Source organism: Xanthomonas sp. NCPPB 1062, assembly GCF_041481705.2.
GTDB classification, from domain to species: domain Bacteria; phylum Pseudomonadota; class Gammaproteobacteria; order Xanthomonadales; family Xanthomonadaceae; genus Xanthomonas; species Xanthomonas euvesicatoria.
In genome coordinates this window covers 3,628,068-3,643,069 of the sequence record NZ_CM192987.1, presented here as the reverse complement: position 1 = coordinate 3,643,069, position 15,002 = coordinate 3,628,068, and the positions used below count along the sequence as shown (strand labels likewise).

At 62.1% G+C, this 15,002-nt stretch carries 15 protein-coding genes and 1 tRNA gene; 11 read left to right on the top strand and 5 right to left on the bottom strand.

Annotated elements, in window-relative coordinates; all coding sequences use genetic code 11:
* Positions 1-9 precede the first annotated feature (9 nt).
* On the bottom strand, positions 10-210 hold the full coding sequence (thiS, locus tag ACCQ16_RS15755; RefSeq protein WP_008576838.1) for a sulfur carrier protein ThiS: 201 nt from the start codon (positions 208-210) through the stop codon (positions 10-12).
* 155 nt (positions 211-365) lie between these two features.
* Here thiS and ACCQ16_RS15750 point away from each other — a divergent pair, with 155 nt between their 5' ends.
* The 6 genes from ACCQ16_RS15750 (at position 366) to ACCQ16_RS15725 (ending at position 4,606) form a co-directional block, all read left to right on the top strand.
* On the top strand, positions 366-2,183 hold the full coding sequence (locus ACCQ16_RS15750; protein ID WP_504230205.1) for an autotransporter outer membrane beta-barrel domain-containing protein: 1,818 nt from the start codon (positions 366-368) through the stop codon (positions 2,181-2,183).
* A gap of 118 nt (positions 2,184-2,301) precedes the next feature.
* A tRNA-Gly gene (locus tag ACCQ16_RS15745) sits at positions 2,302-2,375 on the top strand.
* 202 nt (positions 2,376-2,577) lie between these two features.
* Positions 2,578-2,736, top strand: a complete 159-nt coding sequence (locus tag ACCQ16_RS15740) for a hypothetical protein (protein ID WP_159065595.1) — start codon at positions 2,578-2,580, stop codon at positions 2,734-2,736.
* A gap of 191 nt (positions 2,737-2,927) precedes the next feature.
* Positions 2,928-3,620 (top strand): thermonuclease family protein, encoded by a 693-nt coding sequence (locus ACCQ16_RS15735; RefSeq protein ID WP_029820074.1) that lies wholly within the window; start codon positions 2,928-2,930, stop codon positions 3,618-3,620.
* 110 nt (positions 3,621-3,730) lie between these two features.
* Positions 3,731-4,123 carry a hypothetical protein gene (locus ACCQ16_RS15730; RefSeq protein ID WP_008576845.1) on the top strand — a complete coding sequence of 131 codons (393 nt, stop codon included), beginning with the start codon at positions 3,731-3,733 and terminating at the stop codon, positions 4,121-4,123.
* Between the two features lie 90 nt (positions 4,124-4,213).
* Entirely contained in the window at positions 4,214-4,606 is a 393-nt protein-coding gene (locus ACCQ16_RS15725) for an H-NS histone family protein (RefSeq protein WP_008576847.1), read from the top strand.
* A gap of 621 nt (positions 4,607-5,227) precedes the next feature.
* Here the strand turns inward: ACCQ16_RS15725 and glgX are convergent.
* Positions 5,228-7,360, bottom strand: coding sequence for a glycogen debranching protein GlgX (gene glgX / locus ACCQ16_RS15720; RefSeq protein ID WP_078590290.1), 2,133 nt, complete (start codon positions 7,358-7,360; stop codon positions 5,228-5,230).
* A 501-nt stretch (positions 7,361-7,861) separates the two neighbouring features.
* On the opposite strand from glgX, the gene rimK reads away from it, so the two are divergent.
* The 4 genes from rimK to ACCQ16_RS15700 all read left to right on the top strand — a co-directional run bounded on the left by rimK (position 7,862) and on the right by ACCQ16_RS15700 (position 11,431).
* Complete coding sequence (gene rimK, locus ACCQ16_RS15715; protein WP_029820072.1) at positions 7,862-8,749, top strand: 30S ribosomal protein S6--L-glutamate ligase; 888 nt, start codon at positions 7,862-7,864, stop codon at positions 8,747-8,749.
* A gap of 208 nt (positions 8,750-8,957) precedes the next feature.
* Positions 8,958-9,401: a hypothetical protein gene (locus tag ACCQ16_RS15710; RefSeq protein WP_071118754.1), complete on the top strand. Its 444-nt coding sequence runs from the start codon at positions 8,958-8,960 to the stop codon at positions 9,399-9,401.
* 25 nt (positions 9,402-9,426) lie between these two features.
* Positions 9,427-10,104, top strand: coding sequence for a response regulator transcription factor (locus ACCQ16_RS15705; RefSeq protein WP_003490678.1), 678 nt, complete (start codon positions 9,427-9,429; stop codon positions 10,102-10,104).
* Positions 10,097-11,431 (top strand): sensor histidine kinase, encoded by a 1,335-nt coding sequence (locus ACCQ16_RS15700; RefSeq protein ID WP_008576864.1) that lies wholly within the window; start codon positions 10,097-10,099, stop codon positions 11,429-11,431. Before ACCQ16_RS15705 ends, ACCQ16_RS15700 begins: the two co-directional genes overlap by 8 nt.
* 71 nt (positions 11,432-11,502) lie before the next feature.
* Here ACCQ16_RS15700 and coaE read toward each other — a convergent pair whose 3' ends face one another.
* The 3 genes from coaE to ACCQ16_RS15685 are packed head-to-tail and all read right to left on the bottom strand — an operon-like array spanning position 11,503 to position 14,248.
* Positions 11,503-12,108: a dephospho-CoA kinase gene (gene coaE, locus ACCQ16_RS15695; RefSeq protein WP_014090857.1), complete on the bottom strand. Its 606-nt coding sequence runs from the start codon at positions 12,106-12,108 to the stop codon at positions 11,503-11,505.
* A gap of 13 nt (positions 12,109-12,121) precedes the next feature.
* The gene (locus ACCQ16_RS15690; RefSeq protein WP_008576868.1) at positions 12,122-12,985 is read right to left on the bottom strand and encodes a prepilin peptidase; all 864 of its coding nucleotides are present in this window, start codon (positions 12,983-12,985) and stop codon (positions 12,122-12,124) included.
* A gap of 6 nt (positions 12,986-12,991) precedes the next feature.
* Positions 12,992-14,248 (bottom strand): type II secretion system F family protein, encoded by a 1,257-nt coding sequence (locus ACCQ16_RS15685; protein WP_014090856.1) that lies wholly within the window; start codon positions 14,246-14,248, stop codon positions 12,992-12,994.
* A 333-nt stretch (positions 14,249-14,581) separates the two neighbouring features.
* Between ACCQ16_RS15685 and ACCQ16_RS15680 the strand changes: the two genes are divergently transcribed.
* On the top strand, positions 14,582-14,992 hold the full coding sequence (locus ACCQ16_RS15680; protein ID WP_029820068.1) for a pilin: 411 nt from the start codon (positions 14,582-14,584) through the stop codon (positions 14,990-14,992).
* The last annotated feature ends 10 nt before the right edge of the window (positions 14,993-15,002 follow it).

The following is a 15,002-nucleotide window of genomic DNA, read 5'->3' as shown; positions in this document are numbered from 1 at the left end:
CGCGGCGCATCAGCCGCCGCCCAGCGCGTGCACGATTTCCACCACATCGCCCTCGCGTAATGCGTGATCTGCATGCCGTCCGCGCGGCACGATTTCGCCATTGACCTCTACCGCGACGCGGCGTTGTGCTAGGCCTTCCTGCTCCAGCAGGGTGGCCAGCGGCAAATTGTCCGGAAGCGTGCGCGGGGTGCCGTTGAGTTGGATGTTCATGTCATCATTGTTGCATCGCGTGCCGCTCCGGCGCGCGTTTTTGCGTTATGCGGCAATGCAGCGTGAGCGCGGGCGGCCAGGGTGAAACCATGTGCCATTCGCCAGCGTACGTATGCACGCCGGTCCGGTCCCACTCACTTCAAGCAGGCATTCCGATGGCTTCCACACTTCGCCCGATCCGCTCCCTGATGGCTATGGCCATCGCTATTGCGGCCGCCCCGGCCATGGCCGAGTCGGCCTTCGACCAGACCGTGTTCTTCGGCGACAGCCTCACCGACAGCGGGTATTACAACCCGCTGCTGCCGGCCGCTTCGCGCGCGGTCACCGGCAAGTTCACCACCAACCCGGGTTGGGTGTGGGCCGAATATGTCGGCGACCATTTCGGCACCAATGCCGCGCCCAACGGGAACGGCCAGACCGGCGACAACTACGCTGCCGGCGGTGCGCGCATCCAGGCCAGCTCGGTCAGCGCACTCGGCGCTGCGCCGTCGGTGACCAGCCAGATCAACACCTATCTCACCGCCAACGGCGGCCGTGCCAACCCCAATGCGCTGTACACCGTATGGGGCGGCGCCAACGACCTGCTCGCCGCGTCCCTCGCTCCGGCCCAGGCCCAGGCCATCATCGGCAGCGCAGTCACCGCCCAGGTCGGTGCCGTGGCCACCTTGCAGAATGCCGGCGCGCGTTACGTCATGGTGCCGACCATTCCGGACGTCGGCCTCACCCCGCGCTTCCGCGCCGGCGGCGCCGTGGGAATGGCGCAGGGCACCGCTGCGGCCACGGCCTATAACACCGCCTTGTTCAATGGCCTGCAGTCCGCTGGCCTGCGCGTGATTCCGGTCGACACCTTCCACATGCTGCAGGAAATCGTCGCCAACCCGGGCACCTATGGTTTCAGCAATGTCACCAGCACCGCCTGCAACCCGGCCGTGCCGCTGCCGGCCTGTAACCCGACCAGCCTGGTCGCCGCCAATGCGCAGAACACCTATGTGTTCGCCGATGGCATCCACCCGACCACGGCGGTGCACCAGATCCTGGGCGAATACGCCATCTCGTTGCTGGAAGCGCCGCGTCTGCAGCAGGTGCTGACGCATTCGGCGCAGGCCGGCGGCCGCGCGCGCGCCGATCAGGTGGCCTGGCATCTGGACGGCAAGCCGGACGCCGACGGCATGCGTTGGTGGGGCAGCGTGCGCGGCGACATGCAGCGTTACGACCACGCGGACCTGTACGACGGCATGGCGCCGGCCGGCCTGTTCGGTGTGGATTGGACTGCAGGCGACCTGGTGTTCGGTGGTTTTGCCGGTTTCGGCCGCATGGACGCCGACTTCGGTAACCGCAACGGCAGCTTCAAGCAGGACGACACCACCCTGGGCGGCTTCTTCGGCTGGTACACCGGCCCGGTGTGGGTCAATGCGCAGGTCAGCTACAGCTGGCTGAGCTACGACGTGGACCGCGAAGTCCAGCTTGGGCCAGCCACCCGCGTGCACAGCGGCTCCCCCGACGGCAGCAACCTCACCGCCGCCCTCAACGCCGGGTATTCGCTGGGCGAAGGCAACCTCAAGTACGGCCCGGTGGCCGGCCTGACCTGGCAGAAGATCAAGCTCGACGGCTATACCGAAAGCAACGACAGCGCCACCGCGTTGGGCTACGCCAATCAGGACATCGATTCGCTGGTGGGCCGCGTTGGCTTCCAGGTGCGTCTGGACGGCGCCATGGTCAAGCCGTACCTGCAGGCGACCTACGACCACGAGTTCAAGGACGGCGGCGAAGCCAGCGCCTGGCTGCAGTCGATGCCGGAAGTGGGCATGTACACCGTTCCTGGCCAGAACTTCGATCGCAACTACGCCACTGTCGTCCTGGGTGCCCGCACCGGGCTGTGGGGCTTGCAGAGCAACATCGGCCTGAGCACCACCACCGCCCAGCGTAGCGCCCGCGACGCGACCTTGTTCGTGAACTTCAGCGGCAACTTCTGAGGCGCGGCAAGCCACAGATAACTCACACGCAACATCTGAGGGCCGGGCAACCGGCCCTCGTTCTATCTGCGCACATTGCGCCGGACACCTGCGCCCGCATAAACTCTGTCAGCGCCAGGCGGGCGTAGCTCAATGGTAGAGCTGTAGCTTCCCAAGCTACTGACGTGGGTTCGATTCCCATCGCCCGCTCCATATCCGGCACGTTTTCTTGCCGAGCGCATCGCTCCGCAGTTCACTCTCCCCGATTGATGCAGCCGGTGATCAGGTGATCGGCGCTACGCGATTGCGCATCACTCTGAGCCACAGCGCATCGACGTTGGTCATCGCGCGTTCGGTGTTGGCAGCGTCCCGCGCTGTACATGACGCATCGTGCGCAACGAGCGGCGCAATGTGCATGCTGAAGAAATTCGCCTCTGGCACCCGTCTGGTCATTGCTTCGGCTGAATATCCTCCAGCGAATTTTCGCGTGTCATCAATAGCGACAGAGCGCGCTTATCTGCCTGCGCGCCATCCATCACACTGCGTGCCCGCTCTGCGCATGGAAGACATCTGAAACCTGCACAAAGAACGAGCAAAAAGGATGGGCATCGCGGATGGATTGGCATACAGTGCCCGCCCCTGCGCTGGCATTGGTTGCCGGCGCAGATGTCAGGTTCGATGGAATGCTTGACCAGGCCGACCGGCTGCAGTGGCACTAAGGCAAGACACGCGGAGCGCAGTCTGCCGATTGGAAGGAAGTGGCTGTTGAAGTTGTTGAAGTTGTTGAAATGCTGGGTGTTGTCGGTACTGGTGCTTGTTGGTTTACCCGTAAGTGCTGCAGAGCTAGTTGGTCGTGCGACGGTGACCGACGGTGACACCATCACCGTTGCCCATCAGCGCATCCGTCTGTGGGGCATCGATGCGCCGGAGAGCGCGCAACAGTGCAGCGCACACGATGGCAGCGCCTGGCCGTGCGGCCGCCGCGCTGCAGCGGCATTGGATGGCTATCTGCTGGACAAGACCGTGCATTGCCAGCCGAAAGATACCGATCGTTATGGCCGCACGGTCGCCGAATGCTTCGTGCAGGGGCAGTCCGTCAATGCCTGGATGGTGCGCTCTGGCTGGGCGGTCGCCTATCGTCAATACGCTACCGCGTTCGAGGTAGACGAGGGCCTCGCGCAGCAGCAGCGCCGCAATCTCTGGCAGGGCGCGTTTCAGATGCCGGCAGACTACCGCCGCGACAAGAAGGCGCGGACAGCAACCACGCGCCAGGTTGAGGCATCGGCGCCAAGCAATTGCAGGATCAAGGGCAATATCTCCAGTGACGGCAAGAAGATCTTTCATATGCCGGGCCAGCGCGATTATGCAAAGACGCATATCTCGCCGGCGAAGGGCGAGCGCTTCTTCTGTTCGGTGAATGAAGCGGCTGCTGCGGGATGGAGACCGGCGCGGCGGTGATGGTGCTGCGGCGTACCGAGGCCCGCCGGCCTCCCGGCTTCTGAATTTTCTTGCGCAGAGTCGGGGAGATCCCGATTGAGCCTGCTCTAGCGCCGCCGCATAGTGCAGGCATGACCACCCATTCCCAACTCGTCGGCGCGCTGATCAAGGGGATGCGCCGTGCCGAGTCTGCGTGGGTGGCGTCGATCGCCTACGGCGCCGGGCTGGCAAGGCACGTGCGCACCGGCCATGTCACGCCGGACAATGCGGGCAAGGTCTTGGACATGTTCGCGCTCGATCCCGAACAGATCCGCGAACTCGGGCTGATTGGCGTGGAGGAGCTGGGCGAGGCGGTCTACCACGCCTGGTCGATCAATGCCGGCGAATTGGATCGGGTGGTGCAGTGGTTTCGCACGCCGCGGGTGGAATTCGTCGGCAAGCACTGCAGCGAACTGATCCGTGCCGGGCGAATCGGCCCGGTCCTGACCATGGCCCGCGAGCACGCCCTGCTGCGCCATCGCTGAGCGCCAGCAGACCCGCACGGGCCCGGGCGCTTTACGCTGGTCGGCCCAGCGGCAATACTCGTTGACCCGCCCATACCTCATGTTTTGCCAATGCGCCAGGATTCGCCCGCTTCACCCACCGCCGCCGCCCGGGCTCAACTGCTGGAAGAGCTGCGCAAGCTTGAGCAGGAAGAAGCGCAGCTGAAATACGCCCAGACGCTGGAAGCCTTCGACCAGGTGATCGAGGTGCTTACCCAGTTCGGCAACCGTTTCAATGCCAAGCAAAAATCCCAGATCGCCTCGCTGGCGATGACCGGCAAGACCAAGGGGCCGCTGTCTTCCACCGGCGAAGTGGTCGCCAAGTACTGGATTCCGCATTCCGGCGAAACCTGGTCCGGCCGTGGTCGTACGCCGCGCGCCTTCAAGGCCTGGGAAGGCACCAGCTCTTATAAAGAGTGGAAAGCCAATCATCCGGACAAGCGCTTCCCGCTGTATCCGGGTTGAGTCGCCCCACAAGGGATGTCGAAGGCCCGCAATGGGCAAGGCGTTGCTTTTGGCCTTCGATCTTTTGGTGAATGTCTGGCGCACAGCGCCCTGCTTTGCGCTTGTTATTCCAAGACACTTGGCTGATTTCGGTGGTCTGCGGAGCCAAGCCGGACTTTTGATGATCTGGCAGCGATAGATGTTGTGGTGTTTGCACGCTTCAAGTCCGGTTGGCCGCAGATTTTTTGGTGGCGTCTGCTGGCTTTTGGCCGTGGAATGAACGCTCGAGTGCCGCAAGTTGCGTGTCTTCAAACAACGCATTCAATTCCCGATTTCAAGCAAAACCCACGCGCTCAATCATTGCGAGAAAGCATTCGCCGTTCCCGCGCAAATCCCAGCGATGGATGCTGACCTACTGATTCCTGGTCCAGGGAGCAGGCAATGAGGACGTGGCCCAACGTGAGAGGTCGCACAGACTCGCTGGGGTGTTGCCATCGGCACCATTACCCTGGCCACGCGCAACCCGCGTAGCGCACGCAAGACCCCTCCGTCATTCCATCGTCGGAAACAAAAACGCTTGCTGCCTCTCCGATGCCGGTAGGCAGCAAGCATCGCTCCTGAGTGTGCGTTGCTGGGACGGCTTTACTGGTCGCTCTTGCACTCGAAGACCGAGACGCTGCGCGGCGGGGCCAGGAATTCGCTGGCACCGGCCGGCATCATGTCCACTTCCAGCGCTTCGTCGGTGGAGAGCACCAGCTTCCAGTGCACCGGCTCATCGGAGGAGGGCAGGGTGAAGGTCACGCCCTCGTGATAAGCATTGAGGACGATGAGCAAGGTGTCGTCATTGGCCAGTTCCTTGACCCCCGAGGTCTGCGCCTTGCCTTCCAGCAGCAGGCCCACCGAACGTGCGGCGGGGTCGGTCCAATGCGCATCGTCCATTTCGATGCCGCCCGGATTGAGCCAGGTGAGATCGCGCAGACCGGCTTCTTCGTTGTATTGGCCGTTGAGAAAGCGGCCCCGCGACAGGATCGGGTATCGCTTGCGCAGACGGGTCAGTGATTTCACGAACTCGGTCAGGCGGCCGTCGGTGGGATCGTTTTCCCAATCCAGCCAGGTGATCTCGTTGTCCTGGCAATAGGTATTGTTGTTGCCTCCCTGGGTCTGCGCGCGCTCGTCGCCGCTGAGCATCATCGGCGTGCCTTGCGATAGCAGCAGCGTGGCAAGCAGGTTCTTCATCTGCCGCTCGCGGATCTGCAACACCTCGGCGTTATCGGTGTCGCCTTCTTCGCCGTAGTTGCATGAGCCATCGTTGGACGAACCGTCGCGATTGTCCTCGCCGTTATCGATGTTGTGCTTTTCGTTGTAGCTGACCAGATCGCGCAGGGTGAAGCCATCGTGTGCGGTGATGAAGTTCACCGATGCCCACGGGCGCCGGCCGCGGCGATCGAACAGATCGGCCGAACCGGTGAAGCGGGTCGCAAATTCCGCCAGCTTGCCGTCTTCGCCTTTCCAGAACTCGCGCGCATTGTCGCGGAACTTGTCGTTCCACTCCGACCAACCCGGCGGGAAGTGACCCACCTGATAACCACCCGGGCCGCAGTCCCACGGCTCGGCGATCAGCTTGACCTCCGACAGCAGCGGGTCCTGGTTGCAGGCATCCAGGAAGCCGCCACGTTGATCGAAGCCGCTCGGCTCGCGGCCAAGAATGGTGGCCAGATCGAAGCGGAAGCCATCCACATGCATCTCGCCGGCCCAGTAGCGCAGCGAATCGTTGACGAACTGGATCACCCGCGAATTGCTCAGATTCAGCGTATTTCCGGTGCCGGTATCGTTGATGTAGTAGCGCTTGTCGTCGGCCAGGCGGTAATAGCTGGCGTTGTCGATGCCCTTGAAGGACAAGGTTGGCCCCAGCTCGCTGCCTTCGGCGGTGTGGTTGTAGACCACGTCCAGAATCACTTCCAGCCCCTGCTTGTGCATGGCCTTGACCATGTCGCGGAATTCATCGCGATGGCCGCTGGACAGGTAACGCGACTTCAGCGCAAAAAAGCCGATGGTGTTGTAGCCCCAGTAATTACGTAGCCCCTTGTCGAGCAGATGCTGGTCGTCCAGGTAGGCGTGTACCGGCAACAGCTCCACCGCGGTGATGCCCAGGTCCTTGATGTACTGGAGTACCTGCGGCTGGGCCAGGCCGGCGAAGGTGCCGCGCACTGCCTCGGGTACCTGCGGATTGCGCATCGTGTAGCCGCGCACATGGGTTTCGTAGATGACCGTCTCATTCCACGGCTTGAGCAGGCGCGTGTCGTCTCCCCAGTCGTAGGTGTCTTCTACCACCACGCACTTGGGCATGAAGGGTGCGCTATCGCGCTCGTCGAAGCTCAGGTCGCCATCGGGATGACCCACCGTGTAGCCGTAGAGCTCGTCGGACCAGATCAGGTCGCCATCCAGCTCGCGCGCATACGGGTCCAGCAACAGCTTGTTGTGATTGAAGCGATGACCTTCGGTCGGCGCATAGGGACCATGTACGCGATAGCCATAGCGCTGGCCCGGCTTGGCATCGGGAAGATACCCGTGCCAGATTTCGTTGGTGTACTCCGGCAGGTCGACGCGGGTTTCGTTGCCCTGTTCGTCGAACAGGCACAGCTCGACACGCGTGGCATGCGCGGAAAACAGCGCGAAGTTGGTGCCCTTGCCGTCGAAGACGGCACCGCGTGGGAACGGGCGCCCCTGACGGATGCGGGAGGGATTGGCATAGGCCGCGCTTGCTGGACGTCGCATGGAGAGTCTCGGATGCGCCGGCACGCCGGCATTGAGGGGCCTCAAGCATTGCGTCTACAGCTGTGCAAAACGCGTTACGGCAACAGGGGTGTGGCGTGAGGGCGGCCGTCGGAACCGTTGACGTGGCGTGCCCTCGCAACGTCCCGTCGGCGCGCACGCGCGCCACAGTGCGGCCATGCGCAAGCAATCGGGCAAGGCCACCGACGGGTTGCGATCTGGATAAGGCACGCGCGAAGAGCGTTGCGCAATCACTGCTCTGCGTTGCTTGAGCGACGCGCCAACGCCCTGCTAGCATCGATCCGGTTGAGGCCGTGCAGCCACAGCGTTGTTGGACTGGTCGCGGTACTTCGCTCTTTCATTCTCGGGGCCGTCGCAGTCGGCCTGATCGCAGCGTACATCGCGGGCCTGCCGCGAACGCGCCATCGGCCTGCACTGTACGGACTTGGGTCACTTCGTCATCAGACTCTGCCCATGTCCAAGCCGCGCCGCGTACCTGCCGCGATGAAAATCGCCATCCTTTCTCGCAACAGCAAGCTGTATTCGACCCGGCGGCTGATCGAAGCCGGACGCAAGCGCGGGCACACCGTGCGCATCCTCGACCCGTTGCGCTGCTACATGCGCATCGCCGCCGACGGCTTCAGCCTGCACTACAAGGGCAAGCCGATCACCGGCTTCGATGCGGTGATCCCGCGCATCGGCGCCTCGGTCACCCGCTATGCCACCGCAGTGCTGCGCCAGCTCGAGTTCATGGGCACCTACACGCCCAACCCGTCGGACGCCATCCTGCGCTCGCGCGACAAACTGCGCGCGCACCAATTGTTGGCCGCGCAGGGCATCGACATGCCGGTCACCGTCTTCGGCGACAACCCCGACGACACCCAGGACCTGCTCTCCATGCTCGGCCCCCCGCCGCATGTGGTGAAGTTGAACGAGGGGGCGCAAGGCGCCGGGGTGATCCTGACCGAAAAGGCCAGCGCTTCGCGCGGCGTGGTCGAAGCGCTGCGCGGGCTGTACGCCAACTTCATCGTGCAGGAGTTCATCGGTGAAGCCGAAGGGGCCGACCTGCGCTGCTTCGTGGTCGGCGACAAAGTCGTCGCAGCAATGCGCCGCCAGGCGGCCGAAGGCGATTTCCGGTCCAATCTGCACCTGGGTGGCACTGCAGCCGTGGCCGAGGCAACCGAGCAGGAGCAGGAAGTGGCGGTGCGCTCGGCACGCGCCTTGGGCCTGGCAGTGGCAGGGGTCGACCTGATCCGGTCAAAACGCGGCCCACTGGTGCTGGAGGTCAACTCCACCCCAGGTTTGGAAGGCGTGGAAGGCGTGTGCGGCGTGGATGTGGCCGCGGCGATTGTCCAGCACTTGGAGCAGTCCGTCCGCCGATCGGCTGGCTAACGGCTTTACCAAAAAATTAACGAAAATCTAATTACGGCCTCGCTAGCCTCTCCCGACCGTAGCTCCGCTCTCGGCAGTGACGGTGATCGGGATGAACTTTTGGCCCAAGTGCGGTGTCGCACTTGGGCCTTTTTATGGACGGCTTGCCGCTGTAGGGGTTCGCGTCTACATTCGCCAATGTTAAATCGGTCGGGCAAGGAGGCGTCGCATGGCAAAACGATGGAGTGTTACGGGACTGCTGCTCGCGGCGGGCCTGATGAGCGGTCATGCATTGGCGGTGGTGCTCGATCTGGACAAGCCGTTCAAGCCTCAGGCGGCGCAGGTCCGCACCGACCTTGCCGACGGCGAGAAGTACTCCGAGATCAGTCAGGATGAGCGCGCTAAGGTGAACGCTGCGCTGGATCGGATCGAAGCAGCATTCCAGACGCAGCCAGATATCCAGGCGCTGCAGCCAGAGCAATTGGCAGCGGTTCGCAACGATCAGGAGCTCGTCACCCGAATTTTGACCAAGGCACGCGAAGATAGCCGGCTGATTTGTCGGCGCGAGCGCGCGACTGGGTCGCAGATGAGTACGAAACAGTGCATGACGGCTGCCCAGCGGCGCCGTCAGACCACGGTGAGTCAAGACGAAATTTCTCGGCGCCAGCGCTAAAAACAGCTTAACGAACGAGGTTCCAGTGCGAATTCTAGTAATTGAAGACAACAGCGATATCGCCGCAAATCTCGGCGATTACCTCGAAGACCGGGGTCATACGGTGGACTTCGCCGCCGACGGGGTGACTGGCCTCCACCTTGCCGTGGTGCACGAGTTCGACGCCATCGTGCTCGACCTCAACCTGCCTGGCATGGATGGCATCGAAGTCTGCCGCAAGCTGCGTAACGAGGCGCGCAAGCAGACCCCGGTGTTGATGCTGACCGCGCGCGACTCGCTGGACAACAAGCTGGCCGGCTTCGACTCCGGCGCCGACGACTATCTGATCAAGCCGTTCGCGCTGCAGGAAGTGGAGGTACGCCTCAACGCGCTGTCGCGTCGCGGCAAGGGTGTGCACACCCGCGTGCTGGAAACCGGCGATCTGGAATACAACCTGGATACGCTGGAAGTGCGTCGCCGCGGCAAGCTGCTGCAACTCAACCCGACTGCGCTGAAGATCCTGCAGGCGCTGATGGAAGCCTCGCCGGCGGTGGTTACGCGCCAGGAACTGGAAACCCGCGTGTGGGGCGAAGAACTGCCCGATTCGGATTCGTTGCGCGTGCATATCCACGGCCTGCGCGCCGTGGTCGACAAGCCGTTCGATGTGCCGATGATCCAGACCCGTCACGGCATCGGCTACCGCATCGCCTCGCCCGATGCCTGAAAGTACGAGCGAGACGCGGCCGGCGCGCCGGCGCGGCCGCTATCGGCGGCGCCTGCGCAGCCGCATCATCTTGTCGTTCGTGTTGCTGGGCTTCTGCCTGACAACGCTGTTCGCCTTCGCCACCAACTGGGCGCGCTCGCGCGTGGAAAACCAGTTGGTGGAAGACGTGATGAATCGCAACATCGACGCCTTCGCGCAACGCTTCTATTCCGATCCAATGCGCAACCCCGATCTGCCGTTGCAGCAGATGCGCGGGCGCGTGGTCAAAAGCGACAAGTTCGAAGCGCTACGCCGCGAACAACCGGAGTGGTATCAGCTGCCCGACGGCATCCACACCATCACCGGCGTGGACGAAAGCGGCAATACCTATTCGTACAAGCTTGCGGTGCGCAAGACACCGAGCGAATGGTTCTTCCTCGCTTATGACATGACCCAGGCGCTGAAGGGCGAGATCCAGCTCAAGCGCACTCTAATCTTGTCGGTGTTGGTATTCAGCGGGTTTTCGCTGCTGATCGGCTGGTGGTCCGCGTCCAAGGTGATGCGCCCGGTCTCCGATCTGGCCGCGCGCCTGCGTGCCTATCGCGGCGGCACCAGCCAACCCAAGCCACTGGCCGCGCACTTCCCGGACGACGAGGTCGGCCAGCTCGCCGAAGCGCTCGACGACTACTCGGCGCGTCTGACCGAAGTGGTGCAGCGCGACCGCGAATTCAACGCCGACGTCAGCCACGAACTGCGCACGCCGCTGGCGGTGATCCGCGGCGCCACCGAGTTGCTGCTCACCAAGCCCAACCTGGACGAAAAGGTGTTGCAGCGGCTGCAACGCATCCAGCGCGCCGAGCAGCAATGCAGCGATTTGATCGGCTCGTTGCTGTTGCTCTCGCGCAACGAGCGCGGGCAGGGCAGCAGCAACGTCGCCAAGGTGGCCGAACAACTGATCGACTCGCACCGCGCGCAGCTCGGCGGAAAACCCCTGGAACTCGTGCTGGAAGGCGTGCGCGATCTGGTCATCGATGCCCCGGAATCGGCCCTGTCGGTCGCGCTCGGCAACCTGATCGGCAACGCCGTCAAATACACCCAGGATGGCCAGGTGCGCGTGCGCGTGCTGGGCGATGCAGTGGAAGTGATCGATTCGGGCCCCGGCCTGAGCGAAGAAGACGCCGCCAAACTATTCCAACGCGGCTACCGCGGCACCCATGCCGGGCACTCCCAAGGTGGCGGCATCGGCTTGTCGATCGTCAGCCGTCTTTGTGATCTGTACGGCTGGCGGGTCAGCGTACGGCCAGGGCAGGAGCGGGGCGTGATTGCGACATTGGCGTTTCATCGCTAGGTCGGCATTGCGACCTGTCATGTTTTTTGCGCTCCCGTCGGTGGGGTGCGCGGAATTACAGGAGGGACGCGCTAATTCGTACGCTGGCGATAGCGCGCGTCGAGCTCGTGCGCCGCTCGAATCAGATGTGCCGGCTGGCCATCGTTGACCACGACATCGTCCGCCAGCGCAAGACGATGCTCGCGGGACGCCTGCGCAGCGATCATCTGATCCGCCAATTCCGGCGTGCTTCCATCGCGGCGCATCAATCTTGCATGTTGCAGTTCGACTGGCGCATCGATCACCAGCACGCGATCCAACCAGGGATAGGCTGCGCGGCCACCCGCCTCGGTGAGCAAAGGGATCGCGACGATGGCATAAGGACCTTCAGCCGCCTGTGCCGCGCGCTGCAACTCTGCACGGATAGCCGGATGCGTAATTGCCTCGAGCGCTTTGCGTTGCGTCAGATCTGCGAAAACAATTTTGCGCAGCGCGGAGCGGTCCAGCGTGCCATCCGGCAGCAGGATGCCTGGTCCAAAGTAGTCGATGATGCAATCGAGAACAGGTCCCGGCATGACGACCTGCCGCGCAACCACATCGGCATCGATGACCGGTACACCCAGCTTCTCGAACTCCACAGCCAGCGCGCTCTTGCCTGACGCGATGCCGCCTGTAAGACCGACGATGAAGTCGCTCATCGTCGTGCCCCGGTCAACGCAGACCCGCGAAGTGCAGGTAGCCGTCCACCAGGTCGTTGCCCCAGAAGAACACCACCCAGCCAGCGATTGCCAAGTAGGGGCCAAACGGGATGGGGGTGGCGCGATCGCGGCCCTTGGCGACCAGCCAGATCGAGCCGAGGATGGCGCCGACCAGCGAGGAGATCAGGATGATGGGCAGGATGCCCTTCAGGCCGCACCAGGCACCGAGCGCGGCCAGCAGCTTGAAATCGCCATGGCCCATGCCCTCCTTGCCGGTGAGCTGCTTGAACAGCCACCACACCGTCCATAGCGACACATAGCCAACCGCCGCGCCCAACAGGGCGGGCTTGGCCGGCATGTAGAGGTTGTCCATCGATCCGACCAAACCCAACCACATCAGCGGCAGAGTCAGCTGGTCAGGCAGCAGCTTGTGCCGTAGGTCGATGCCGGACATCGCCACCAGGAAGCAGCTCAACACGATCGCGCCGAAGCCCTGCCAGCCAAAGCCGAAGCGCCACACGCTGGCCACGCACAGGATCGAGGTGAGCAACTCGACCAATGGATATTGAATCGAGATCGGCTTGCCGCTATAGCGCGACTTGCCGCGCAGCATGACCCAGCTCAGGACCGGAATATTCTCCCACCACTTGAGCTTGTCGCCTGTCACCGGGTCGTGCGAGGGCTCCACCACGATCCCCGGCGGTGGCGGCTCGTAGATGTCCGGCAGCTCCAAAATCTCGCGCGCATCCCGCCGCCACTGCCACTCCATGCGCTTGGGCAAGCGCAGGATCACCACATTCAGGAAGCTGCCGATCAGCAGTCCCAGTCCGGCCGCGGCAGGAAAGCCGAGACCGGGATGCTGGTCGAGAAATGCCATTACGTCTTATCCAACCACCGAAGCGAGCTTGAAGATGGGCAGGTACATGCCGATGACCATGCCGCCGACGATGGTACCAATGAACACCATGATCAAGGGTTCGATCAGGCTGCTGAGCGCATCGACCGCGTTGTTGACTTCCTGTTCGAAATACTCCGCTACCTTGAACAGCATGGCATCCAGCGCGCCCGCTTCTTCACCGATGGCGGTCATCTGCACCACCATATGCGGGAACAGGTTGACCTGTTTCATCGCTACGTTGACCGGGTAGCCCACGGACACGTCGTCGCGCATCCGCAATACGGCAGCTTCGTAAACCGAGTTGCCAGTTGCGCCAGCCACAATGCTCAATGCTTCGACAAGCGGGACACCGGCTTTGAACGTCACCGCAGTAGTCCGCGCAAAACGCGCAATGGAGCTGTTGTGCATGATTTGACCGATAATCGGTACTTTGAGGATAACTCGGTCCATTCCATGTTGCATCGAAGGGGAGCGCTTGTAGGCGAAAATGAAGCCGACAACGGCGCCGATCGCGACGAAAAGAATAAGCCACCACCAAGACACCATAAAGCGTGACATGTTTACGATCATCTGGGTAAATGCGGGCAATTCGGCGCCGAAACCCTTGAACACGTCCTCAAATTGAGGTACGACAAAGATGAGTAGGATCGCGCTGACAAGCAGTGCCACTGCAACAACCATTGCTGGATAGAACAAGGCTTTTTTGATCTTGCCCTTAAGCGCCTCAATGTTTTCTTTGTACGTTGCTATGGTATCTAGCACTGTTTCCAAAACGCCGGCGCCTTCGCCAGCTTTGATGAGATTTCTATAGAGCTCATCGAACTGCACCGGGTGCCTGCTGACCGCTTCATGCAGCGACGAACCTCCCTCTATGTCAGCACGGATTTGCCCGACCATGTTCCGCATGCGCGGATTCTTCTGTCCGCTGCCGATGATCTCAAGTGCTCCGACGATAGGAACGCCGGACTTCATCATGGTCGCCATTTGCCGGCTGAAGAAGGAGATGTCTTTTGCACCGATCTTCTTGCCGGCAGCACCAAATAGGGGCTTCGGTTTTACCTTCACTACGGTGGGTGTGATCCCTTGTCTGCGTAGCTCTGCACGTAGCAAGTTGGCATTTTTTGCGGTCTGTTCACCTTTCATCTTCACGCCGCGCTTGTCTGTTCCCTCCCAGACAAATGGGCTGGTCTGCTCGAATTGCGAGGCGGTTTTAGTCTTCACTACACCACGTACTGCTGCCATGTCAGCTCCCCATCCGCCATCCCCAGGCAGATACCGATGTGATATTAGCCTTTTATGGCGCGCTTGGCATCCCCGGGGTTGCCATGCTGTGGGCTGACTCTGAGCGTCACCTATTGACCATGTTGGGCCGATCAGGCGCTGTGTCGCAGTTCTGGAACTGAAGTATTCCCTCCCTCAAAAGATCCGGCATCATTGTCTTAGCGGGCATTTGCAGAGTCGGGGGAAGTTGGCACGCATCCTGCTTTAAGACACTTGCACGCGGCATTGCAACGCGGCGCCCAACGGGAGTGGCCCGCGGGCAAAGTAATTCCATCCAACTCTAGGGGATACCTTATGAAGAAGCAAAACGGTTTTACGCTGATCGAACTTATGATCGTCATTGCAATCATCGCGATTCTGGCTGCGATTGCCCTGCCGATGTATCAGGACTACGTCGCCAAGTCGCAGGTCACCGCCGGTCTCGCTGAAATCAATCCTGGCAAGACGCAGTACGAAGTAGCGCTAAACGAAGGCAAGACTGCCGTTGCAGACATCACCGAGCTGGGTCTGAAGTCTCCTTCTGAGCGCTGCACCATTGCGCCGATCACCGCTCTGAGCGCTACCGGCACCATCGAGTGCACTCTGAAGGGGAATACGCAGGTTGTGGGTAAGAAGGTCACGCTGACCCGTGCAACTGATGGTACCTGGACCTGCAAGACGGACGCGCTGAAGAAGTACGCGCCTGCTGGCTGCCCGGGTGCTTAATGTTTGCTAG